Genomic DNA, 25,503 nt, shown 5'->3' with positions numbered 1-25,503 from the left:
CTTAGATGAAACTAAAAATTGCACCATATACGACCACCAACAAAATGGCCAGGGGCATCAGTACTTGCCAACCCAAACGCATCAGTTGATCGTAGCGGAAGCGTGGAATCGTCCAGCGAATCCACATGAAAAAGAAAATGAAAAAGACGATTTTGGCAAAAAGCACCGCTACACCTAGCAGTACAGCAATACCAGCAGGCAACAAACTCATGCCCGGGAAGTGGTAGCCGCCAAAAAACAGAGTGGAAATCACTGCCGAAGACGCAAACATGTTGACGTATTCAGAGAACAGAAAGAAACCCAGTTTCATACTGGTGTATTCGGTATGATAGCCACCAACCAATTCGGTTTCACATTCCGGGAGGTCAAAGGGCGTACGGTTGGTTTCGGCAAAAGCGCAGATCAGGAAGATCAAAAAACCAATGGGGTATTTAAATACATTCCAGATTTCGTGTTGAGAATCAACAATTGCACTCAATTGCAAGGACTCACTGCCCAGAATGATTGGAATGATGGACAGGCCCATCGCCAATTCGTAACTGATCATTTGTGAAGATGCACGTACCGCACCCAAAAGAGAATACTTGTTATTGGAAGACCAACCACCGATCAAAATGCCATAAACACCCAGAGAAACGATACCAAAAATGTAAAGGATCCCCACATTGATGTCAGCAATTTGTAGTGCATATTTTTGCCCCCCGATTTCGAAGTACTTGGGGCTCCAGGGAATCACCGCACTGGTCATCAAGGCTGTCAACATCGCGATGCTGGGGCCAAGGATAAACAATACGCGGTTTGAACCCGTTGGGCGGTGTTCTTCCTTGAAGATCATTTTGACCCCATCTGCGATGGGTTGTAACAATCCCAGGGGGCCCGCCCGGTTGGGGCCGATCCGATCCTGCATAAATGCCGCAACTTTGCGCTCAAAATAAGTGCTGTAAGCAGCAATGCCCAAGGTGATTACAAAAAGGATCACCGCTAGCGAAAGCTTAAAAGTAATAACTGATGCGAGTATCATTGCGCTGCTTCAATTTGAGGATGAACAACATCCAATTCGTAAGGCAAATGATTTTGGGCAATGACCGAATGGGTATCGATTCGGCGTGGGCCTTCAATCACCCAGTCTGATTTTTGCTTGGTTTCAAAACGGCAGGTGTTGCAAATGAACTCATCTACTTCACCGTATTTGTCTTTCCTTCCGGTTACCCGCAATACTTCTTCACCCTGAAACCACAAGGTAACCTTGCCGCTACACTTATCGCAATGGCGATGGGCGTTCATCGGCTTGGTGAACCATACCCGGCTTTTAAAGCGGAAGGTTTTATCGGTCAGTGCACCCACCGGACATACGTCGATGACGTTGCCAGAGAAGTCATTGTCGATGACATTTTGAATGTAAGTGCTGATTTCAGCGGCATCACCACGATTGATGACCCCGTGACGGCGTTCATTGGTCAATTGATCCGCAGTGTAAACGCAGCGATAGCACAGGATGCAACGGGTCATGTGCAACTGAATATAGGGACCAATGTCAATTTTATCGAATGTTCTGCGACCAAAATCGTAGCGGGTAGTTGCCGCGCCATGTTCGTAGGAAAGGTCCTGCAAATGGCACTCACCCGCCTGGTCACAAACCGGACAGTCCAGCGGGTGGTTGATTAACAACAACTCTACTACTCCCTTACGTGCTTCGATTACTTCTGGAGAAGTGACGTTTTCTACCACCATTCCATCTGCAATCTGGGTACAGCAAGAGGCTACCAACTTGGGCATCCCCCGTGGGTTTTGCTCAGAAGATTTGGTCACTTTTACCAAACAAACCCGGCACTTACCACCACTGCCTTTCAGCTTGGAGTAGTAGCACATGGCGGGTGGCACATTTTCTCCGATCATCCTGGCTGCATTCAGGATGGTGGTACCGGGTGGTACGTCGATGGTGATGTTGTCGATGGTTACCTTTGGCATCGTTTGTTGTCATGTGCCCACGGCCAAAGCCATGGGTTGAGTTTCCCACGACTAAAGTCATGGGTTGAGTTTCTCCCACGGCTAAAGCCATGGGTTGTTTTTTATGGTGCCTCCCACGGATAAATCCGTGGGGTGGCGGATATCCCACGACTAAAGTCATGGGGTGTTTTTACGCGGTTACCTGTTCAATCGGTTCAGCGGAACGACCCATACCATAATTGCGGCGGGTAGCTTCCTGAGGCTGGAGGACGTGCCACTCAAATTCGTCGCGGAAGTGACGAATGGCAGCAGCCACCGGCCAGGCCGAAGCATCCCCAAACGGACAGATGGTATTGCCTTCAATTTTGCGTTGTACGTCCCACAGCAAGTCAATGTCTTCCATGTGGCCGTGACCATGTTCCAGGCGGTGCAGGATTTTTTCCATCCAGCCAGTACCTTCCCGGCAAGGGCTACATTGGCCGCAAGATTCGTGGTGGTAAAAGCGGGAGAAATTCCAGGTGTTGCGCACCACACATTGATCTTCGTCAAAAACAATAAAACCACCCGAACCCAACATACTGCCAGTGGCGAACCCACCGTCAGACAAAGATTCATAGCTCATCAGGCGAGGTTCACCTTTGGCCGTTTTGGTGATCAGGCGATTGGGCAGAATGGGTACAGAAGATCCACCGGGCACGAGTGCCTTGAGTTGTTTCCCGCCCTTGATGCCGCCACAATATTCGTCGGAGTAAATGAATTCTTCTACAGGAATCCCCAGTTCAATCTCGTATACGCCTGGTTTGTTGATGTTGCCACAGGCTGAAATCAACTTGGTACCAGTACTGGCCCCAATCCCAATTTTGGCGTAAGTTTCACCTCCTTCATTGATGATGAAAGGGACTTTACAAATGGTTTCAACATTGTTGACGATGGTTGGGCAGCCCCACAAACCTTCTACAGCAGGGAAAGGGGGTTTGATGCGCGGGTTCCCCCGCTTGCCTTCCAGCGATTCTATCAAAGCGGTTTCTTCACCACAAATATAGGCACCTCCGCCAGGGTGAACGTGCAAATCGAGGGAAAAGCCCGTACCCTGGATGTATTCACCCAGGTATCCTTTGGCGTATGCCTCATCAATGGCATGTTGCAGAATATGCATGATGTACATGTACTCGCCACGAATATAAATGTAAGCGGTACGGACACCCAGCGCAAAGCTGGAAACAATCATACCTTCGATCAGCAAATGAGGGATTTTTTCCATCAAAAGCCGGTCTTTGAAAGTACCTGGTTCAGATTCATCGGCGTTGCAGAGCAGGTAACGTGGTTTGTCGTTGCCTTTAAAAATAAAGCTCCACTTCATCCCGGTTGGAAAGCCCGCACCACCACGACCACGCAAGCCAGATTTTTTCACTTCCTCAGTGACTTCATCTGGCTGCATTTTTTTCAATGCCTTATCTACGGCACGGTATCCGCCATTTTTGATGTATCCTTCAATCCCGGTAATCTCCGGTTTATGGATGTGCTCGGTCAATATTTTCAACCTACTCATAGCTGTGTGGCATTTTGTCGGAAGGCTTCCAATAGTTGGTCAATCTTCTCCTCGGTCAAAAACTCGTGGTACGTTTCACCCACTTGCATCATTGGTGCGTAACCGCAAGCCCCGAGGCATTCCACTGTTTTGATGGTGAACATTCCATCTGGGGTAGTTTCCCCATCCTGGATATTCAACTTTTGTTCCAGGTACTTGACAATGTTGTCAGAACCTACCAGCATACAAGGGCCGGTACGGCAAACCTCCAACACATTTTTGCCGACAGGCTTGACGTGGAACATGGTGTAAAAAGTGGCTACTTCGTACACCTCGATGTGCTGAATATCGAGCAATTCAGCTACATAATCCATCACTTCTACACTGATCCAACCGAAGTCTTTTTGGGCCAGGTGCAAAATGGGCAAAATGGCCGATTTCTGCTTTCCTTCAGGATACCGCTTGATCAGCGTTTGAACCTGGGCCAGACGTTCTGGTGAAAAAGTTATGTTTTTTGTCTCGATCATTGGTTAAGCATCTAATTCACCCGCAATCACGTTCATGCTACTCATCGTCAGAATGGCGTCTGAAAGCATTGACCCCTTGATCATTTCGGGAAAAGCCTGGTAATAAATAAAACAGGGACGACGGAAGTGTAAGCGGTAGGGTTGACGACCACCATCACTGATGAGGTAGAATCCCAATTCGCCATTGCCCCCTTCCACCGCATGGTATACTTCACCTTTGGGGATATCCACTTCACCCATCACGATTTTGAAGTGCCAAATCAGGGCCTCCATTTTGGTATAAACATCTTGCTTAGGAGGCAGATAGAACTCGGGCACCTCGGCAAAATAATCACCCTTGGGCATTTGTTGCAATTTGGCGTAGGCTTGCTCCAGAATGCTCAAACTTTGCCAGATTTCTTCATTGCGCACACAGAAGCGGTCGTATACATCCCCCGATTGGCCAATGGGAATGATGAAGTCGAAATCTTCGTAGGAAGAGTAGGGGTTCATCACCCGTACGTCGTAGTCCAAACCGGCGGCACGCAAGTTAGGCCCAGTGAAGCTGTAACTCAACGCGTCTTCCACGCTGATGCCACCAACGCCAATGGTTCGATCCATAAAAATGCGGTTGCGAGACAACAAGCCTTCAAATTCTTTCCACACTTTGGGGAATTCATCTAAAAACTTGCGGATACGCCGCATCACATTGTCGTCAAAGTCGCGTTCAAAACCACCAATACGCCCCATGTTGGTGGTCAAACGGGAACCGCAGATTGCTTCATAAATTTCGTAAACATGCTCCCGTTGTTGGAACACGTAAACGAAGCCGGTCAAAGCCCCGGTATCTACCCCGATTACACTGTTACAAATCAAGTGGTCGGTAATGCGGGCCAATTCCATGATGATCACCCGCATGTAATCCACCCGCTTGGGGGTTTGAACACCCAAGAGCTTTTCTACGGTCATCTGCCATCCCAGGTTGTTGATGGGGGCTGAGCAATAATTGAGCCGGTCAGTGATGGGGGTGATTTGATAAAAAGGCCGGTGTTCTGCCAGTTTTTCAAAGGCGCGGTGAATATAGCCAATGGTGGCCTCACCAGATACGATGTATTCGCCATCCATTTGCAGCACGTTTTGGAAAATACCGTGCGTTGCGGGGTGGGTAGGACCCAGGTTAAGCGTATTGTATTGCTTTTCCTCTTCGAGTCCGGGTGGAGTGGTTTGTAAGGTATCCATCAGCGGCCAAAATATTTGTCGTCCTTGTCGGTGCGGGTTCCATCTTCCAATGGATACTGCTTCAACATAGGATGATAATTCATATCGTCTACATTCAGAATCCGGCGCAAATCGGGGTGTCCTGTAAACTGAATGCCAAAAAAATCGAAGGTTTCTCTTTCCATCCAGTTTGCCCCTTTAAAAACGGTAGTAGCAGTAGGCACTACTGGATCATTGGCTGGAAAAAAGGTCCGCAGGCGTAAACGAATGTTGTGCACCAGGCTATGCAAATGGTAAATCACGCCCAGTTCCTGTCCGCTTTGTTCAGGAAAATGCACGCCACAAAGATCGGTCAGGAAAATGAACTGGAATGCTGCATCTTCCTTGAGCCATTTGATGATGTCGATCACCTCTTCACGTGGCACATTTAAGGAAAGCAAACCAAATGGAGCATCATGGCTAAGAATTTTACCCGGAAATTGGGCTGAAAGTCTTTCCACAATTGATTCGTGGGTAATATCGGTAGCAGTCATAATGGACTTCGATTATTCAATGCCGTAAGAATTCAACAATTGTTGGTACTCATCACTGTTGCGGCGGCGCAAAGATTCATTTTTCACCAATTCCTGAATCTTCATTACCCCGTCGATGATGGCTTCGGGGGTAGGAGGGCAACCAGGAACATACACGTCAACCGGGATCACCTTATCGATGCCCTGCAAAACGCTGTAAGTATCAAATATTCCTCCTGAAGAAGCACAGGCACCTACGGCCAAAACCCAACGCGGTTCGGCCATTTGCAGGTAAACTTGTTTGAGCACTGGCCCCATTTTTTTAGCGATGGTGCCCATTACCATCAGCAAATCAGCCTGGCGAGGGGAAAAGCTGAGGCGTTCAGAACCAAAACGGGCCAGGTCATAATGTGCACCCATGGTAGCCATGAACTCGATACCACAGCAGGAGGTAGCGAAAGGGAGTGGCCAAATGGAATTGGCGCGCGCCAAACCAATTGCTTTATCTAGGGAAGTGGCAAAAAAACCTTGTCCGGTGTGACCTTCGGGACTTTCAACCAGTTTAACAGCCATTATTGTTGAATTATAAGTGATGAGTGATGATTGATAAATTCAAACAAAACTCTACTTGTTTTCGAATTACATTTGTCCTTTTTCCCAATTGAGGGCACCCTTTTTCAGAATATAAAGGTAGCCTAAGAACAAGGGGGCAATAAATAGCAACATCTTTAAATACCCTTCTCCACCCAATTCCTTAAAATTGACTGCCCAAGGGTAGAAAAAGATCACCTCTACGTCAAACAACACGAAGAGAATGGCAGTAAGGAAATACTTGATGGAAAAAGGCAAACGAGCGTTACCCACCGACTCAATGCCACATTCAAATGCTTCAGCTTTTTGGGCGCTATGGCGCTTGGGGCCTAACATGTGGGTAGCCAGCATGGTAGTGACAACGAAGCCGCCAGCCACCAGCAATTGAATCAGAATTGCGATATAATCGAATTGGATTTCCATAGTTTAATTGTGTTTGGACAATTACCACTGCAACAATCGGCACCAACAACCCATGAAATTATTCGTGGGATAGTACAACTTGTTCGGCCAAAATGGTGTCAATGGGAATTCAGCAGCAAAAGTATCAAAGCATTTTCAGATTATTAACAGTATTGCGAAGTAAAGGTTTGTAATAATTTTATTTGTACGAAGTCTAAATAAAAAACATAAAGAGATGATTTTTAGTATTTTATACTTTCATTTGATACTGAAAATATAGTTTGATTTGGAAAAAAAATCAAAAGCGGAATATAATGTGGAGGATTGGGCAAGAGTTAGAATAAGGTTTCCTGTGGGAAACAAAAAAACCGCCTAATAAACAGATCATTAGGCGGTAGCAGGGTAGGTACCCTTTCTTAACATACGAGAATTTCTATTTCTTCTCTAAAAGCTTCCGATCAACCTGAGCCCACTGAGTCGCAAACTGCGGATTTTTACGCATTTTTTTGATCGTTTGGATCGGATCGCTAAAATAAGCTTTCAGTTCTGGAATGTTGTCTAAATTTTGACCTTGTTTGATCAACTCCGCTTGGATTTTAGCCACGTTATTTTTGATCTCTTGCTCATGATCGTTCAAGTATTGATCGAATTGTTCATCGCTCATTACTTTAGCAGCAGGAGCGGTAGTTATATTGGCTGTTCCAGGCCCAACCGTTGGCTTGCCTGTGCTTACCTGGGTATTCGGATGCAGAGGCGCTTTGCCTTCCAAATAGGCAATGATGTTGTCCACCTTGTTGGAAATTTCTTCTACTTTGGGGGCAAGACCATTTTTATTCAAACCTATCGCTACATTGACGTAATTGAGTGGAGCATCTTCGGCGGCTTCCCAGGCCACTCCGATCACTTTGGCAAAGTCTGCGATCTTCATCCCAGCAGGTTTCACCGCAATACCTACTCCATCATGGTTTCCTGAAGGGAGAATGTAGTCACCGATGTCCACTTTGCCAGCTACTTTTACCGGTACCTGTCCCATAAAGGCCACTTTTTCGTAGCGGTATTGCTGATCTGGTTGCGGGGCATTTCCCACCGCGAGAGGGCGTTTAGAGATTACCATGTAATGAGAGCCGTGTGTGGTATTCAAGGAGATCTCCCCCCCGTTTACGGCTACAATATCCCCATAATGTAAGTCTGGTTCACCCTTCGCGCGCTCCAACCATTCTGCGTAGTCCGCTGAACCTGATGAATAACTTACTCCTACTTCAGCAAATTTTTGAGCGTTAAAATTCACTATTTCAAAACCAAGAGCTGCAATTTCTGCCAGTTTAGATGTACCATTAGCTATATCTCCAGTCGATGCAAGGGTAAATCCTGGGGCAGCCCAAGCCAAAAGGATACTTGCTGCCGCGGTAGCTGCCGCAGCTATATGTCCTATCCCTTCTACCCCTTCAGAAGCAATCTCTGCAGTCAAAGCCACCGTTTGCATGGTAAAAAGGATATTTTGAGATATAAAACTCCAACTACTTGCCAATTCACCACTAGTTTCGCCTTCTACAGTACCATGAATGTCCTCATCATCGGCAAAAGTGAGAAAGTTGTTGTCATTACTGCGCTGGCCACTCACCTTGATGTATAGCCCCTGATTGCAGCCTTTGACCACTAATGCATAACTTTCGGGATTTCCGTCACCATTGTCTGGACAAACGCTAAAGGTTCGAATCCGTCCATCTGCCAGGAATTGAACCCGGGTGGTGTTATTGGTTTTTAACACGAAATCTTTGTTATCTCGGGTCCCCAAAAAATGAGTAGGAGGACTGGTATTGGTATTGCCACTAGTCGTCCAATAAATAGATTGGTTTTTTTCCAATGGCAACTCAATTGCAGATGACTCATTTACCAATTGGCTGGCGGTAGCGGCATGAAAGGCATAAGGCACTGAGCGAAGTTCAATACTACCCATCAGTGAAAACGCTTGTCCAGTCTTGAGCGCAACATCCAGCCAAATTTGTTCGGAAGCCCAAGGAATATCCTTCATGGCACCTACCGGTTCTTTGCCTTCACCAATCACCAGGTTGAACAAGCCCAATTCATCCGTCGTGACTTGATGTACTTCGGTATAAAAAGCCTGTTTCTCCTTAGTATTGGCACTGAAGGAAATTTTGAGTGTAATCTGCTGATTGGCCAAAATTTTGCCCGTAGCATCCCGAGCAACCGCCTGGTAGTTCATACCATTGGTGGGAGCAACAGCTTGTGTTTGCCCCATTACTGCATGAATCAGTAGGATATTACATATGCTTAGAATCAATAAAATCTTTTTCATACCCTTGCAATTTTTAATCAAGAAAAATCTTGATTGCAGACAGGAACAACCTATTTGGTTGATTTGAATTTTTGATCGATGAAGGCCCACTGGGTCAGGTAGTTTGGATCACGGCGCACTTTCTTGATCGTGGGAATGGGGTTGTCCAATAGTTCGACCAACATTGGGCTGTTGCTGGGGTCATAGCCTTGCTTAATCAGCGTTTTTTTGGTATTCGCGTACAGCTGGGTCAGGTAATCAGAATGTTGATCAATGAGTTGATCAAATTCTTCATCACTGAGTTGTTTGGTCAAGGTAGTCTGAGGTTTAGCCGTAGGGGTAGTGGCCATCAAGGTTCCATCCGGATTCAATGTAGTTTTACCGTCCAAGTAGGCCATAATTTGATCTACTTTTTGGTTGAGCTCATCTACTTTACGGGTAAGGTCGTTGCTGTTGATGCCCACTGCAACTTTCACCAGGTTCATCGGTGCCTCTTTAGCTGCCTCCCAGGCTACGCCCACAATGCGGGAGTAGTCGCCCAATTTCATGTCAGTAGGATGTACCGCAATCCCAACGCCATCATTATTGCCAGAAGGCAAGATATAATCTCCGATGCTCGCTGCTCCAGCTATTCTTACGGGTACCTGGCCCATAAAAGCTACTTTTTCAAAATGCTGACGATTTTCGGGTTGAGGTGCGTTACCCAAAATAATGGGGCGGGTAGAAATAACCATAAAATGGTCTACTTCCGTAGTCGCCAGAGAAATCTGCCCAGCTTTTACACCAACAATTTCTCCAGGGTGCATGTCGCGCTCCCCTTTTTTGCGCGCTAACCATTCTGCATAGTCAGCTGAACCCGATGAATAACTCACTCCCACTTCAGCAAATTTTTGAGCATTCCAATTGATCGCTTCAGCGGCTAAAGCTAATTGTTCAGTGGTTTTTGCTATCGCACTGGCGCTTGAACCCGCAGCCGCACCTGCAGCAAGTCCACTAGCTGCTTGGCCACCAGCTTCAATACCATCCGCAATTGCCTCAGCAAGCAAGGCTATCCCTTTAAGGACAAATATCGCATTTTGGGATTTAAAGGCCCAGCTGTCCGCTAATTCACTTGCGGTTTCTCCTTCTATGGCACCATGAATGCCATCGTCGTCGGCAAAAGTGACGAAATTAGTGGCATTGCTTCGTGAGCCATTCACCTTGATGAATACACCTTGCTTACAGCCTTTGGCCACAATAGCGTAACTTTCAGGGTCTCCGTCACCGTTGTTCGGGCACACACTGAATGTTCTGATTCGGCCATCCGCCATGATGTTCATGCGGGTGGTATTGTTAGTCTTGATGACCAAATCTTTGTTGTCGCGAGTACCCAAAAAATGAATAGCCGGACTGGTATTGCTATTGCCTCCAGTAGTCCAATAAATGGACTGATTTTTTTCAAAAGGCAAATCAATGGCAGCATCTTCATTTACAATTTGTCCTGCAGTAGCGGCATGCATGGCATAGGGAACCGACAGCAGCTTGGCCGAACTCACCAATGCAAAGTTTTTATTGGCTTTAGCATCCATCGAAACATTTAACCAAATCTGGTCTTTGGCCCAGGGCACATCGGCTAATTTACCATTGGCTTCTTTACCTTCACCAATGATGATTTGGAACAAACCATTTTGGTCAGTGATGACTTGATGGGTTTCACTGTAGTACTCTGCAGCGGATCCGTTTTTGGATACTAGAGCAATTTTTAACGAAACAGGTTGATTGCTAATGATCTGTCCAACTTCGTCTCTTGCTACCGCCTGAAAGTTTATTCCTTGAGCGACATCCGTACTTTGCGCAAACGCGGTGAATCCGCACAAAAGGTTAATCGCTATCAAAAAGAGTAATAATTTTTTCATGCCAATTGGATTAAAAGTTAAAAAAGACAATACGCAACAATTTGGTTTAGATTGTTGGTAATCAATTGGTTTTTAATACTTTGAATGCTTCCAAAGTTTTTCCATTTTGTTGCAACACTTGCAGGAAAAAAATACCCGAAGGCAAATCACTCATGTTGAGTTCGGTATTGCCTAGGCCCAAACTAGTCCGTTGAACAATTACGCGGCCTTGGACATCCACCAATTGCACGAATAAAGCTTTTTGAGATGCGTCCTTTACCTGTACGTTGAGTATAGACTGTACGGGGTTAGGAGCAATGCTCACTTTGGGGGCGCTGTATTCAGGCAGAAGGCTTACCTGCAACACGGGCTGATGGAAGCCTTCCGTAGTGAAACCAGTGGGCGTATTCCAACGAGATACTGCCGTTTCACCCAAAGTCCAATCCAAACTCATGGTGGAACTTTGCATTTTGCCTCCGGCAGAACTAACGACTTGAGGGGATAAAGACTGTGCTTGTGATACCACAACGGTCAAACACAATCCTAAACCCATCAGTAGCAATTTACCATAGTTCATAATCTCTATATTGGAGGAGTGTTTTACAACCTTGCCGCTATCGAATGAAGTACATTCAACAACGGCAAGGATGGTAAAGTCATCTCCTGGTGATTAACGATTGAGGAGAATCATTTTTTTGGTATCGGTAAAGTCAGCGGTTTCGAAGGTGTAGTACAAGACCCCACTGGCTCTCAAATCAGCTTGCTTCAGAATGACCCTATTTTCACCTTTGACATAATTGCCTTCCTGGCGGTATACCAAACTTCCTTTGGTATCGCGGATGGTCAAAGTGCCCTTGGTGGCCTTCGGCAGATAGAACCCGATGAGGGTTTCATCCTGGAAGGGGTTGGGGGTATTCTGGCGCAGTACAGCAAAATCCTGAGTGACATCGGCACCGAAGCTGAGTTTGACGCCGATGGCCTCATTTTGTTTGTCGTAGGCTTCTGCTGGAGTGAGGCGGCTGCTGATGTTCAACACTTCGCTCAATTTCACAGCAGTTTTGGCTCTCAATTTCAAGGTGAACAGCACCTCATTGCCAGCGGCATTGAGGGTACTGCTGAGGTTCCAGCTGGTGGTGATGGCACCTTTGTCCTTGAAGATTCCAAAGTTTTCAGCCTTGGCTACTCCGTATGTTATTCCTTCGAGTTCGACTGCATTCAGGTCATAGTTCAAGGTGAACTGGTAGCCCTGGATGTTTTGTAAGTCTTTTGCACGGATGGCAATCTCGTAAGGAGTGTTGGCCTTCATGGCGATATCGTCGGTTTTCAACATCAGGGCCTGGTTGCTGCGCACTTCAGCGGCTGCTACACCACTGATGGTTGCGGCGCTGCCATTGACATCACCCATTTTGACCGCGATAAAGTCAGCTCTGACATTACCAGCCAGGTCATTGACGTTGACGATTTCAGGGTACTCAGCCGTGAATGGATTTTGTGCATCCGGGAACTTGTAAGCTGCATCGACGAATTTCCAGCTAGGTACATTGTTGAACTTGGTATCGATTTGCAGGATCAACTTGCGAATCTGGATCATGTCCAGGGTACTGATCGACTTAGAGTTGTTGACGTCAGCAGCAATCATGCGGTAAGCACCTTCGAGCGGCTTCACTCCGAGGATGTGCTTCTGGATCAGAACAAGGTCGAAAGTTGTAACTCCATTGATGTGATCCTTATCCAATTGGGCACTTACACTGAAGTCACTTCCTTTGGTCAGGCTATTGAAGGCGAAGGTACCAGCACCTGGAGTGTTGTACTGCATGGTAGCGGCCCCACTCAGGTCAACTTGAGCACCCTGGAGTGGCTCAGCTTCATCGGTGGTGATCAAACCAGAGATGCTACCCAGGTCTACATTACCTGAACCTCCACAAACTTTACGGTTGTCCTGTACTTCAATGTAGGTTACACAGAAGTCGTGGTTTCCGGCATTGTCCCAGGCATGCAATTCCACTAGGATGGTTTTGCCTGCATCGTTGCAATTAAGCGCCAAGCTGGTCTGAGCCTCAACTACTGGGCTACCCACCCGGTTGATGGAGTACTTGGTGACCAGTTTTTGACCAGTGGTATTGGTTTCAGGGCCTTGGCCATTGCAATCGTAGATCTTTGAAGCTACAAAATCGGAAGCCCACACGGTCATCATACCTGCACCAGCGCCATCAGGCATCAGTTCAGTACTCAAACCATTGATACAGATTGGAGCAGGAGCTTTGCAATCTTCAACGGTGAATGGGATTCTGGTAGGTTCACTCAGGTTACCACACTCGTCGCGTACCACTACGATCAGGTCATGTTTGCCTTGAGGCAAGTTGCTGACAATGATTTCGAACTGGCCATTGCCCAATGCTTTGGTGCTCCAGCGTGGAGTACCGTAGAGAATCATGCTGCCTGCATCCCGAGTTTGTAGCGGAGCAATCATCAAGAATTGGGTCTCAAGGGTGACCTCATTGGTGCAGTTGTCCTTACCAGTTACCACCATTTTGATGTCGGCCAGACAGTCGGCACCTTCACGGATGCAGAACTTGGCTGCATCAGCAGTAACAACAGGTTTCACCTCGTCGTACACTTTGATGATCTGAGTGTACATAAATGAATGGTAGTATTCACCAACTGGCAAACCATAAGGATTACCATTAAAGGCTTGATCGCAGTCAGGCATCCTTACTTCACGGCCTGCAAAGCTGCTGTAATCCGTAGATTTGTAGCCGCTACCGTCAGTATCACCATTCCAGTCAGCATCACCAAAGACATGGTAATCACCACTCTTTCTATCGTTGCTCAATGGTTCGTTCGTGGTAAGGTTCTTCGACAGATAGAATTCTTCATCCAGGTCGCGATCCGCATCACGGACCAATACATAAAGCCTTTCCTTGCCAAAGTTATCGAATAGGGCCCGGTCAACTACAAACACTGAACCTTCTGTCATTGGATCGCCACAATTATCGTCGTAAGCACACCAATTGATGACAGTGTAGGTACGGAAGATTTTGTAGCACTCGTCATCGGAAGCGTCGTAGCGTTTATCACTAACATTGACCGCTAGGATGTCACAACCGAGTTCACTTACGACAGCGGTATCAATCACTGGTACTTTGCAGTCGCGTTGATCTACGTCTTTAGGGAAGCAGATATTGTATTCGCGTACTGGCAATACCCGGATGATTTGTTTGCAAGTAGTCGAGATAGGTCCATGTGCAGTTTGCTTGGTCAATACCCAAATCCGTTCGATGGTACCAGCGCCACACTTCAGGCGTTTCACTGTGCTGTAGGTGGTATCTGCCTGGATACAAACTGCGCCGCTATTGATGATCACATCACCAAATACTTTGGCGGACTTTACTTTGTCGTCGATGAACTCAAGACTCTTATCGTCACAGTAGATGGTAGCTTCCCAAGGAGCAAGACATTGAATTGGCGTTTTGTCGTCTACCTGGATGTTGTTCCAGCAGTAGTTGAGGTTGCCAAATTTGTCCATACCCCACAGTTCAACCATCAAGGCACTTCCATCACAGCAGAAGAACGGCACAGTATCCATCAATGGCGTCATGATCATGCCAGATCCATTACCAGCGGCTGGTGGGTTCTTTGTGAAGTATTCACCAATGGTAAAGTATTCTTCGATCTCGGCAACCCCGTTGCTATTGAGGTCGATGTAATCGTAATCATCAGCTTTGCCGTTGCCATTCAGGTCAAGCTTACCTTTTGATGGATCATAAGGATCAAGCTTGCCATTCTTATTGGCGTCAACTACCCGTGGGAACTTCAACATTGTCGTTACACAGGCCTCTGCTACTGGACGGCGTACTTTTACCCACTTCATTTTGCAGTTGTCCCAGCTACCTTCGTCCAGATTTTTTGCCGCAACAAAGCCGTTGCCCTGGTTATCAAGGGTAATGTTCAACTTGTCGTCGCACTTCATGACTGGGGAAATTTTGTCTACGATGCGAACAGGAATCCAAACAACACTGTCCTGATAACATGCATCGTAAACCCGCACTTCTACAAACCAGTCGCCGAGAATTGGCACTCCAGATACGGTGTAACCTTTGGCACAATCACCAGTTACTTTCACACCTGGGTCAGTTTTGAGCACGAATACACCAGTGGGCCGCTCATCCAGGTCAAGAATGGCAACACGTTCTACTACGCGGATTTCGTAGCACCAATCGCTTTGTTCAGTTACTTTGAAGCTGGAGCGGTCGAATACAAATCCCCCAGTACAATCCATAGGACCTGTAGAGTATTCCAGTACGTCATCAGGATCGTAAGTTGCAGTAGCTGTTTTGGGATTGGCTTGAGGGGCACCAGTATAAGCACCTACCTTACCATCCCTATCAACGTCCAGGGCAGTAATGATTGGTCTTTCGCTGTCGCCAACAATGATGGTTTGTTGCCAGGTATAGCGGCCACTATTCCAGCTACTTTCAGCATAGCACTCGTTTTGAGTTTCTGGCTGCATCAAGTAGTTCGGATAAGCTGATCCAGTACCATAACACCAGTCAAAGATTGACCAGGTACGAATGATCTTCTTGCCACACAAACCCTGGCCAGTAGAGAAGGAAACTTCATCTGTATAGTTAAAGGCAAAACCACAGTAATCTTTTCCAGTGATGAAAACCTTCTTACCTGAGCCATTAATGAAATAAGGTACACTTCCAGCGATATCGTATTTCTTACCTGCCAAATCGGCTGGCAGGATCAAATTATCACCTTTCGCTTTATCATTCGGTACTTCGATCTTACACAATGGTAATTTGATGACTGGGCGATAGATGTAGATCAACTGGGTGCAATTTTCCTTGTTGCCCATCAAATCTATGAAACTGAAGGTACGGCGAATCTGAGCGTAGAGGTATCCTTGAGCTGCAGATGCGTTACAATCAGCAAAGTATTCAATTTCATCCTTAACATTTTCCAGTCTTGGATCACCACAAGCGTCAGTTGCAGTAGCTAGCCCAGTGTAATAAGCATAGTCAGGCTTATTCCAAGACTTGGCCACGTTGTAAATGCTATCCACGTCAGAACATACAAAGGTATAGGTGCCAACGATCTCATTTTTAGCATTCAACTTACGCGAAGTATTCGGCGGACAGGTCACAACTGGCGGAATCTTGTCCACAAAGTTGATTGGGCCCCAGATGATGTTACAGTGGTTGGCCACACTTCTCACCTTGTAGATCAATTGACGATCGCGGTATTTCTTCACGTCAAATGGAACACGATCTACGGAAGCCCAGAGGGTTTCTTCTGTCCACTTGTCCTGAATGATTACCCGGTAGTAACTTCCCATTGGGTACTTGTCAAAACCACACGCATCTATGAAATTGGGTACAAGGAGATCTGCATTTACTACTGCTTCGCACTTGGCATCCAATGCAATTTCGAATTCTTTGTAGCCGCTATTCCACTTCGTATTGATCCAGCATTCATCGTTTTGGATAGCTGGGTCATTTTCAGTACGGTTCAATACATCCTTCTGAGATTGGTGGTATTTATCTCTTCTTGGATCAGACATATAAGAAGCCAAGGGCACCGGAGCGGTTGGAACAGGGAAATAAACATTGTCTGTACCACGGTTAACCACAGAGCCATAAAACTCAACTCCGTCACCTGCATCAGGATATGGAATATTTGCCATTGGCATCGGATCATCAACCTCATCGGTGAGGTCAGTGATTTGAACGTATTTCAGGAATCTTGGACTTCTTGGCCAGTAATCAATAATTGGTGTTTTTGGCCCATTTGTTCCATTGGCATTTCTGCGGAAGCCCACTGCTCTGGCCCAAGTCTGAGCCTGAGAATGCCAGCCTTTAGGCACATTTGCATTGAATGTGTTGGTCTTGGTTGGATTGATTTCAAACTCAACCTGAACACAAACTACTGAATCACCTGGCAGATAGAAGGGGCTATCATCAACATTGTCTTTGAAAATGGAGATTTTACCCGGCGACGATCCATCATAGATTCCATCGTTCAGATAGGGCGTAAGGGCCGCTTTAGCTCCAACCATTGACTTCTGCACCAATACATCACCGGAATTGGTCGTATAGGCTTTATCAACAATGCTCAACTTAGGTGTACCTACATAGGCATCGCCATACGCGTTAGCCAGATTAAGGTCAATCATCAAACTATCCAGAGGAGTTTCTGCGGTGTTTTTTATGCACACGTGCATGATGACATTGAAGTTTCCACAAATCTGACTGGTAGGGAAGTTCACTCCAACGATATCCAGGTTAGACTCCATCACTGGCTCATCGATCCAGCCGAAATCAATGGTTTTATCCCACTGATTGTCCGGGAATACTGATGGAGAACCTGTCATCAGGTTGGGCACATCTTGTACATCCTTCTGACCGTTTTCGTTTACAGGCAGGTTTCCTACCGAAACTTCCGGATCACGAGGGTTTCCGTCAGCAATGGTGAAAGCTGCTCCAGGCATCGCATCACTATCGGTTGAATCGGTGGTGATGGTGTTGTTTTTGAGCGTCAAAATTCGATGCTTCGGCCCTTGATTCACGAATTGAGCGCTATCAATGGCATGGCCATCAGCGACCAAATCGAGGTATTTTTTCGGAATGAGGTAATACCTGCCAGGAATCAAGCCGCGGAAAGAATACAGACCTTGTGGGTTGGTTTTTACCACCAATCCTGGTGTATTACTACCTACTGCAGGAGGTGCGAGGGACAAGTTGTACAGAATATCAGTAGTTGTACCCGCTGAACTTACTGTATGATCTTGATAACCCACTGCATCAAAGGTTCCATTTTTGTTCTCAACACCACCCCAAATGAGTACCAGTTGCAGGGTATCTACCCCGTACTCATCTTTGTATTGATTGTACAGCGCCAACAGCGGATCGTCTTGATGTCCGTTCACGTTGTGGTCGTACCAGGCCAGGTTGCCAATTTGAGCAACAGGGATGGCGTAATCTTCTACTTCCCCTTGAGGATAAGGGTATCTTCCGGTATTGTCAGCGGCATTGGTCCAGTTGTTAGGTGGTGCCTGAATTGCACCCGTTGGCAAATTATTTTCGAATGACTTCACATAAGGTGACTGAGTCATGTGGAAAATATTGTTGTCTGGCCCTAAACCGATAGGGAATGCAGCTGGGAATCCACCTGATCCAAATGGAGCACTATAGTTGGTCCAGCCCAAACGGAAGCGCATGAATACTGTACCTGTGTCGAAAGTAGCAGATGTCGGTACTCTAAAGGCCAGGATGACACTATCTAAACCAGAATTAGATATTGGTATCAGCTTGGCAGTGTAAGTATCAACGGTATCTTTTACTTCGTATTTATCAAAGTTGGCCGTAGAGATACCTTGATGCGTCCAAAAGATTTTTTCACCTGGAAGTTCAATTTCTCCATTGCCATTCCAGTCCATGAAAGCGTCGAGGTATGCAGGTACATTTTTGTATCCGTCCAATACTCCGTCCAGCTGATCATCCGCTGGAACATTAGTAGTATCCTGAGAGGTGTACTTCACTTTAATGTACGCAACTTCACCAGGGATCAGCGGAGACAACAGGCGGATGCCATTCTCATCATCTGCTGTTTTACCTTTCTTAAACGCACCTGGATCGTCGTCATCACCACCTGCTTTGCTACCTGCATCCGCATCGGGCTTGCCATTCAGCTCACCATCTACACCATCACCCAAATAAAGGCGAGGTTGGATGGCGTGGCGTGGGCCGTATTTAAAATCCAGTGGGTCGCCTGGACCATTCACGGAGTCGCGCAGGGTCAGGTACTTGGAACCTTTTAATACACTGTTGATGGGCAGATCGCCATAATCAAATCCAGTATAACCAAAGTCACGGGTTTCGTCGTATTGGTTGTCTGGGAAGTTGTTTAAGGCGTCAGCAACCGTTGGATTCGGCCGGTTGTTTCCTGTAACCAGGCCGCCTACATCATTACGTGGCGCATTTTCATCCAAACACAACATCATCGGGTTGGTGATGGTGAAGGTGTCGGTGGTAATGCGGTGTCCAAATGGAGCTTGAACGAAATCAATCAATAGGTCGTCACCATTGCTGTTGTCATCGATACAAATATCGTCCGATGGATCTGTATTGTTGAACGTTGCAGTCATACCTGCGGGGTCTTCCACAATCAGTTGGTAAACTGGATTCGGAATACCAGAAGGATCAACGTTGCCGATCAAGCCACAGAAGTAGTAGCGGCCATTGGCGTCAGTCGTATCGTGATAGGTGAATTCGTAAGGATCGCCAGAGTTCAAAATGCCATCAGCACCTGCGAATTGCAGTTTGATCGGAACATTTTTGATTCCTGGCTCAAGTACATCCTGGAAGCCATCGTGATCGCGGTCTTCAAATACGGTGTTGCCTACTTTAGATAGCGCGATAAAATAGTCTTCCACTTCACCATAAGGAATGATGCCCCCAGGAACCTGGGTATTGCCTGCGCCCGGTTGTAGATCAGGGAAGTTGAGGCTAGGTGCCAGAATTCCATTTGGCCCGAGGTAAGGATCAAAGCTGATCCGGAAGCGAGACAAAATATTACCATTGTTGTATTTCACATCTGCCGGAACCTTGAAGGTCAAGGTCAGGGAGTCACCGGGTGTGGTCAGGTAGCTCATTTCCAGTTTAACCGCTTGGGTAATTGGCTCCAACATATTGGAAACCACAACCCCATCGCGCTTGTAGAAAATGATGTGCTCATTGGGGTCAATCCCCCCCGCGCCATTGTCAAAGTTGCCATCACCGTTCCAGTCAAACCAGGCGTGCAGGTAAGCATCCGGGCCATCGAGGTTGGTTTTTGCAAAATACTTAACCGAAAGAATGGCGTCATAACCGGGTACCATTGGGGTCAGGAAACGGATACCATCCTCATCGTCACCACAAACCTTGGCCACATCGTGGAACGGCCAACGACGACCTTGCGAAGGATCATATGAGAAATTAGGGTAGTTGCTGAAGTTGGCAATTGGATCATCACCCCCAGAGTCAGGACCAGGTTTGAATTCAGCGCCTGCATCTTGGTCAGGTTGACCTAACCACTCTACATCCTGGCAGTTACCCAGACGCAGATCCGGTGTAACGATGTGTTTAGGCCCTTCTGGTGTCGTACCATTTTCAGTGGTAATAAAGCTAGTATTAGAGGGGTCAGGTGGAGTCAGTGGATTAGCTGGGAATGGGATATTCGTTGACTCGGCCAAATCGCCAAGGTCCAGCCCCACATAACCGAAGTCGATGCGTTGTTCTACCCGATCATCAGGGAATACCCCTATTGCGTTTGGATCGAGCAGTTGTGGGTTACCCTGATCTAGGATGCCCTCTTCGTCGGTACCAATTTGATCTACCTTCAAGGTCACAATTTGGCTCTTGGACTGCCGACGGTCACCACTTACATAAGCCCAAGGGTTTTTCAATGGTTTGCCATCACTATCCAGATCTTCTTCGGTTACGTTTTTGATGTGATCAAAACGAGTTGGTGTCAAACCAAAGGTATCCACTGAAATAATTTGATAACGCCCCTCAATTAGACCAATGAAGCAATAGGTTCCTTTTGTATCGGTAAAAGTCTGAAGTACAAAGTCTCTTACTGCGTCTACGCCATTATCAATATTGGGTGTATTAGGGTTGGTAGCGGTATTTTGAGTTACTTCATCGTAAGCACCAGTAATTGGATCAATACCGCCAAAACGCAAGACAACTCTAACATTTTGAATCCCCAGGTTGATCTCGTCATTGTCTTGCAGACCGTTGTGGTTGCGGTCTTCCCATACGAGGTTGCCCATTTTGAAGATCGGCAGGAAATAATCTTCTACTTCCCCGTCGTAAACCAAGCCATTAGGACTTGGATTTGGAATGGCAGTATTAAAGGTTACATCTGTTGTGAACCGGAATCTAAAGAATACCTTACCGCCGTCAAAAGTTGCGCCATTAGGAACTGCAAACGTAATGATTTGAGAAATTGGACTTGCAGAAGAAGCGAAGGTGGTTCCGCTAACATATTCCAGCGTACCGTCGTTGTTCCAGTCTGCCCAAATATGGAGTTTGGCATCAATACCCACCTTATTGACTCCTTTAAAAGCCAATTGTGCATTACGCCCAGGAACCAACGGACCCAAGAATATGATACCATCTTCATCATCTATCGGCAGATTGTTGTCATCGCCAACCGAGCTCAGGTTAGGCTGCCCATCACTTTCCGTATCGATAGCCGTACCCATGTAAATCAGTGGGGTAACGGGTACTCCATGGCGGGCGCCGTTATTTGCCTTAAGGGTTTGGTAATCGTTGTTGCCTGTTGCTGTGGTTGCATCCGGTAAGTCCCCATAGTCAGTGCCACGCAATTCAATGATGAAATCTTCCACTTCACCATCTGGTGCAGGACCATAGGCATCAAAAACCGCTCCAGAGGTTAAACGGATGCGAACGCCTATGGAGTCGGCTTTGGGAACATTGGGTATCGCCAGATCAAAGGGTACTAGAACTTGATTTCCTACGTTTGGCAAATTGGGATTGGGATCTACTTTTTTTGTGTAACGCTCGGCGGGAGTGTTCTCAAATACCCCATTATTGTTCCAGTCTACAAACACCACAACGTTAACATATTCAGGCAAGTTGTTGGTTACCGGAACGGTCAATGTAATGGTGCTCCCTGCAACCAGGGTATTGTTGGTGGCTGGGTTGGTGAACCAGCTGTCATTGATGTCTTCGTCACTTCCATCTCCCGTAGCGGTGGCATTGGGTTGCCCGTTTACTTCTGCATCGGGAGGCGTAGCTCCAATGTACATGGCAGGTTGGAGTGGGTTACTCGTGATATTGGGATCGCTATTCAGATCAATTAGATTGATGACGTGGCTTGGACCGACCAAACCACCAGCTAAATCTGTAGCGAATTTTGGCTCGGGTAAATCGCCATAGTCTTTCAATACGTAGGTAATACAAAGCTGTTGGTTAGCGGAAAGGTCAAATACTTTACCGTGGAATTGGAAGACAGGCACATCAAAATCCGTTCCAGATAAGGTAAGTCCGAGTTGAAACAGTTGATTTGTACTAGCCAAGCGTCTTTGAGCATCCGCTACTGCTGAGGGGCCAAGATCAACTTTGGCTCCTGTAGCATTGGAGCCGATTACAAAATCATTGTACTTGACGTCAAACAGATCGTTGAATGCACGGTCATTAAAGTTAGCATAAGGCCCATAGTTGTCATCAGTCATTTGAGTGATGTCAAACTGAATGTCTCCAGTAGCAGAAGTATTGATTTCTACATCATTTACAGCCTGGAATCCACCCTGAACGGATGTTGGCGTGAACTCTACTTTCGTGATGGTCGCATTAATCGGAATGCTGGATAGGTTGAATTGAACCCAACCGCGCATTTCTACTTTTTCGTTCAAGTCAGCCGGGGTAGGATTAGTGCCCTGGGTCTGGCGAATCCGGCCAGCAGCAATGGCCCCTACAGTTTCTGGCATCGCTGCTGTAATTGAAGTTGAACTAACCCGACTTGGATCGGTCACCTTCTGTAGGTACCCCCCCGTTACACCTGGGATTCCGCATACTACCGTTTGCAAATTTTTGGTGCTGATCACATCGTCAGACGGAGGTCCCAATAAGCGGCAAGAGGCGATCGTATTAGAAACGCAACCGGTGGCCGGATTGGTGGCAACGAAATTGGTATAATTACCTACCCCCAAACCAGAGATGGTGTGAGGGAAAGTAATATTATTCGACGTTTGAGGCCCACTGACAGGGTCAACATAACTTAGGTTATAAGTCCCCGCAGGTCCAGTGATGGTAATTGTACCACTATTGGGGTTAGCGGTAGTTGGTTCCGTTTTAGCGTGATCGATGGTTACACCAGGGTTAACGGTGTAATCAACCTTAACACTGTCACTCAAACAATTGGTGTTGGTGTTGCGAATCCTTACCCACACGGAACCACTGCTGCTTGGAGCCGTTATCACATAGTCGTCCGTGGAGGTGCCTGGATCGGCTAAATCTGCAGAACCAGCAGGAAGCTTAGTGTACCAACGGTATTGGAGCGGAGCAACCTGTGCTGGCATCCCCACCGTTACATTTGAGCCACCACAAACGGGGGTGACCGACAACATATCGGGCACTGGTGGTGCAGGTTCAGCTGGTGGATTGATCACTACAGTCAGCTTATTAGACTCACAGTTTTGACCTACCGTACTGCGAACGTGGACCTCAGTATAGGTCCCTGGGGCCAAAAAGCTGACCACAATTTGTCCGCTGGCATCTGCCGTTACGGTGGCACCAGAAGCAGGAATTCCGGCTCCTCCCAAATACTGCAGTTGATAGCTCACATTGGGATACAAACCTGTAAGGGTAAAGCTACCATCTTGATTATCACACTTGGTTGTGGAGGTAGTGGGGCTAATCACCGAAATCTGTGGCGGAATGTCATTCAGCGAGGCGATATTGGTGTAAGCAGGGGTGGTACATCCAGGCACTGTCACTTCGGCAAAGAAACGGCAGTTGGCATCCAGATAATCCAGTCCCATAATGCTGTAGGAAGCAGCATTGTTGGTACCACTAGCATCTATTATTGCAGCAGGAATATTGCCTTTGGAGACACCATTACCATTGCCAGCAAATACTGTTCCGTTGTTAACAGCCAGGCTAGTGATAAAATCCGCACCCAATCCCTGACGAGCAGTAAAATTGGTAAATTTGTTGGCACCCAGGTGCATCATTGACAAACCACCGGTGGTTGCCGCATAAATGATGCTGTTGGCCTCATCCACAAAAATGTCCCCTACAGCAGAGTTACCTAAACCATCCGTAATGGTTGTGAATGTTGTTCCACCATCGGTAGAAACCGATACCCCGTCATTGGTGCCCAAATAAATAACACCTTTGGCATCGACGTATACCGAGTTAATGTTGTTGCTAAGCAAACCACTCATTGGGTGCGTCACAAGATTAGTCGTGACAAAGTTCGTCTGACCAGGATAGAGAATGGAAATCCCCATCGTCGTTGCAGCGTAAACCGTTCCGTTTCCATCGATGAAAAGATCATTGACCGAGTTGGAACCAAGGCCCTGAGCTGTCGTGTATTTAGTCGTGCCCACAGGATGGCCAGGTATGTCAGGAAAACTCACTCCATCATCATTCGAAAAATAAATACCATCGCTCCCTGCAGCATACACATCGGATCCACGGGCATAAACAGCGGTGATCGGGTTACCGATGGCTGTGCTAAAAGTACCCGTACCATCCAATGCCATTGTATTATTTACTCTTACGCCATTTGGGGTAGCCAAATATATTCCATTCCCGTTGGCAAATACATCGTTGATTTGACCACTTAGATGTAGGGCAAAACTCGCTCCATTATTACTTGAAACTCCTAATCCTTTGGATGTAGCCACATATAATTTGGAGTTGGCATAGTAAAGATTAGCTGCATAAGTTCCCATAGCATCCAACCCTGATTTGGAGTTGGTAAACACAGCTCCAGGAATGGTACACACTTTTTTCCAAAGGTAGGTAGGAGACAATGCGGTAGTCGCGGTAGTAAAAGTAGCGTTTTGGGTCAAACACGCATTGACATCAATAACAGGTTGAAGATTACGTGCACCAGCAATGGTGTAAGATCCATATTCTGTGCTTGTTGCCGCACCCGTGCTGGCTACAACCCGAAACTCGTATCCTCCTCCTATAGCGGCGTCAAAAGGTATGGTTACTTGGATTGAACCGGTCAGATTGGAGGATACCAGGCGTCCGATTGTTAGATGATCACTAAAATTATTATTGCTCAGTTGGATGGTGTAAGTATTTCCTGGTAATATACCGTCACCGCCATCGAACTGATAGGATAAGCTAAAGGACTCGCCTTGGCAGTATGTTGCCGGGGCTATTTTTAAACCCATCAACTGACCTACCATGGAAGCAGCAGCAGGGGCAAGCTTGGGCGCTGGAGCCTCAAGCAAAAAGCCGGTGCCAGGGGAGGTGACCCTGGAGTTGCGACCAGTAAAAGCTGTATGGCTTGCTGGATTTACAGAAACCCGACCGATTTCAGCAGCCAAGATCTCCTCAGAGCCATCACTCGACTCTAATCCAGCATTGGGAGCATTGACCATGCCTGCGAAATCGAAAGGCCTGGTCATGTTGGTGATGTGATCGGATGGAGTAGCAGCCCAAAGAGGAGTGCTGGACTGAGCAAAGGCCAAGCTGCCACAAAAGAGTACTGGCAGTGTCACCAGTAATAGTTTTAAGCAGGCCATCTTTTTGTTTTGAAAAAAACAAGTAGAAAGTGGCACTTCAATAAAACTACTGAAGCGTAAAGCTCTTTTCATGAGATAATGGTTTATAAGAAATAGCGTTAGTGCCAAAGCGGTTGGCAATAATGTTGTTGCAACTTTTGTGATTAGATTCAATGTTAGAAATGGAATGATCGCAACACAAACATTTACAGGTCGTCTTTGAACAGCAATCGATTCCTAAGAGTCGCATTCAAGGTAGTCAATAAAAATTCATTGCGAAGATAAGTAAAACCATAATATGTTGTACAGGCGGGTGGGGGATTTTTTCAGATTCTCCAATTCTATTGTTGGAATTAAGAGGTCGTTTTATCG

At 46.7% G+C, this 25,503-nt stretch carries 12 protein-coding genes; all 12 read right to left on the bottom strand.

The features are described from left to right. Position 1: 1 nt before the first annotated feature. The 12 genes from nuoH to SFV55_RS23735 all read right to left on the bottom strand — a co-directional run bounded on the left by nuoH (position 2) and on the right by SFV55_RS23735 (position 25,224). Positions 2 to 1,021: an NADH-quinone oxidoreductase subunit NuoH gene (nuoH, locus tag SFV55_RS23790; protein WP_320032066.1), complete on the bottom strand. Its 1,020-nt coding sequence runs from the start codon at positions 1,019 to 1,021 to the stop codon at positions 2 to 4. Continuing rightward, positions 1,018 to 1,968 carry a 2Fe-2S iron-sulfur cluster-binding protein gene (locus tag SFV55_RS23785; RefSeq protein ID WP_320032065.1) on the bottom strand — a complete coding sequence of 317 codons (951 nt, stop codon included), beginning with the start codon at positions 1,966 to 1,968 and terminating at the stop codon, positions 1,018 to 1,020. Before SFV55_RS23785 ends, nuoH begins: the two co-directional genes overlap by 4 nt. A 169-nt stretch (positions 1,969 to 2,137) precedes the next feature. Continuing rightward, entirely contained in the window at positions 2,138 to 3,496 is a 1,359-nt protein-coding gene (gene nuoF, locus SFV55_RS23780; protein ID WP_320032064.1) for an NADH-quinone oxidoreductase subunit NuoF, read from the bottom strand. Continuing rightward, on the bottom strand, positions 3,493 to 4,002 hold the full coding sequence (gene nuoE, locus SFV55_RS23775) for an NADH-quinone oxidoreductase subunit NuoE (RefSeq protein WP_320032063.1): 510 nt from the start codon (positions 4,000 to 4,002) through the stop codon (positions 3,493 to 3,495). The genes nuoF and nuoE overlap by 4 nt, the downstream gene beginning before the upstream one ends. A gap of 3 nt (positions 4,003 to 4,005) precedes the next feature. Next, positions 4,006 to 5,220, bottom strand: a complete 1,215-nt coding sequence (locus SFV55_RS23770; RefSeq protein WP_320032062.1) for an NADH-quinone oxidoreductase subunit D — start codon at positions 5,218 to 5,220, stop codon at positions 4,006 to 4,008. Continuing rightward, the gene (locus SFV55_RS23765) at positions 5,220 to 5,732 is read right to left on the bottom strand and encodes an NADH-quinone oxidoreductase subunit C (RefSeq protein WP_320032061.1); all 513 of its coding nucleotides are present in this window, start codon (positions 5,730 to 5,732) and stop codon (positions 5,220 to 5,222) included. The genes SFV55_RS23770 and SFV55_RS23765 overlap by 1 nt, the downstream gene beginning before the upstream one ends. A gap of 12 nt (positions 5,733 to 5,744) precedes the next feature. Beyond that, positions 5,745 to 6,284 (bottom strand): NADH-quinone oxidoreductase subunit B, encoded by a 540-nt coding sequence (locus SFV55_RS23760; RefSeq protein WP_320032060.1) that lies wholly within the window; start codon positions 6,282 to 6,284, stop codon positions 5,745 to 5,747. Between the two features lie 66 nt (positions 6,285 to 6,350). Further along, positions 6,351 to 6,725: an NADH-quinone oxidoreductase subunit A gene (locus tag SFV55_RS23755; RefSeq protein WP_320032059.1), complete on the bottom strand. Its 375-nt coding sequence runs from the start codon at positions 6,723 to 6,725 to the stop codon at positions 6,351 to 6,353. A 412-nt stretch (positions 6,726 to 7,137) separates the two neighbouring features. Then, the gene (locus tag SFV55_RS23750) at positions 7,138 to 9,021 is read right to left on the bottom strand and encodes a hypothetical protein (protein WP_320032058.1); all 1,884 of its coding nucleotides are present in this window, start codon (positions 9,019 to 9,021) and stop codon (positions 7,138 to 7,140) included. A 50-nt stretch (positions 9,022 to 9,071) separates the two neighbouring features. Beyond that, entirely contained in the window at positions 9,072 to 10,895 is a 1,824-nt protein-coding gene (locus tag SFV55_RS23745; protein WP_320032057.1) for a hypothetical protein, read from the bottom strand. Positions 10,896 to 10,956: 61 nt separating this feature from the next. Further along, positions 10,957 to 11,451 (bottom strand): T9SS type A sorting domain-containing protein, encoded by a 495-nt coding sequence (locus tag SFV55_RS23740; protein ID WP_320032056.1) that lies wholly within the window; start codon positions 11,449 to 11,451, stop codon positions 10,957 to 10,959. A 93-nt stretch (positions 11,452 to 11,544) separates the two neighbouring features. Next, positions 11,545 to 25,224 (bottom strand): GEVED domain-containing protein, encoded by a 13,680-nt coding sequence (locus tag SFV55_RS23735; protein ID WP_320032055.1) that lies wholly within the window; start codon positions 25,222 to 25,224, stop codon positions 11,545 to 11,547. Between the last annotated feature and the right edge of the window lie 279 nt (positions 25,225 to 25,503).

This window comes from Haliscomenobacter sp. (assembly GCF_033763495.1).
Taxonomy (GTDB): domain Bacteria; phylum Bacteroidota; class Bacteroidia; order Chitinophagales; family Saprospiraceae; genus Haliscomenobacter.
Note: the sequence above shows the minus strand (reverse complement) of the source record. Positions and strands in the feature narration are given on the sequence as shown.

Coding starts and splice junctions, on each gene's coding strand:
- SFV55_RS23735 (WP_320032055.1), bottom strand. CDS start 25,224: ATGAAAAGAGCTTTACGCTTCAGTAGTTTTATTGAAGTGCCACTTTCT.
- SFV55_RS23750 (WP_320032058.1), bottom strand. CDS start 9,021: ATGAAAAAGATTTTATTGATTCTAAGCATATGTAATATCCTACTGATT.
- nuoE (WP_320032063.1), bottom strand. CDS start 4,002: ATGATCGAGACAAAAAACATAACTTTTTCACCAGAACGTCTGGCCCAG.
- nuoF (WP_320032064.1), bottom strand. CDS start 3,496: ATGAGTAGGTTGAAAATATTGACCGAGCACATCCATAAACCGGAGATT.
- SFV55_RS23740 (WP_320032056.1), bottom strand. CDS start 11,451: ATGAACTATGGTAAATTGCTACTGATGGGTTTAGGATTGTGTTTGACC.
- nuoH (WP_320032066.1), bottom strand. CDS start 1,021: ATGATACTCGCATCAGTTATTACTTTTAAGCTTTCGCTAGCGGTGATC.
- SFV55_RS23785 (WP_320032065.1), bottom strand. CDS start 1,968: ATGCCAAAGGTAACCATCGACAACATCACCATCGACGTACCACCCGGT.
- SFV55_RS23755 (WP_320032059.1), bottom strand. CDS start 6,725: ATGGAAATCCAATTCGATTATATCGCAATTCTGATTCAATTGCTGGTG.
- SFV55_RS23765 (WP_320032061.1), bottom strand. CDS start 5,732: ATGACTGCTACCGATATTACCCACGAATCAATTGTGGAAAGACTTTCA.
- SFV55_RS23770 (WP_320032062.1), bottom strand. CDS start 5,220: ATGGATACCTTACAAACCACTCCACCCGGACTCGAAGAGGAAAAGCAA.
- SFV55_RS23745 (WP_320032057.1), bottom strand. CDS start 10,895: ATGAAAAAATTATTACTCTTTTTGATAGCGATTAACCTTTTGTGCGGA.
- SFV55_RS23760 (WP_320032060.1), bottom strand. CDS start 6,284: ATGGCTGTTAAACTGGTTGAAAGTCCCGAAGGTCACACCGGACAAGGT.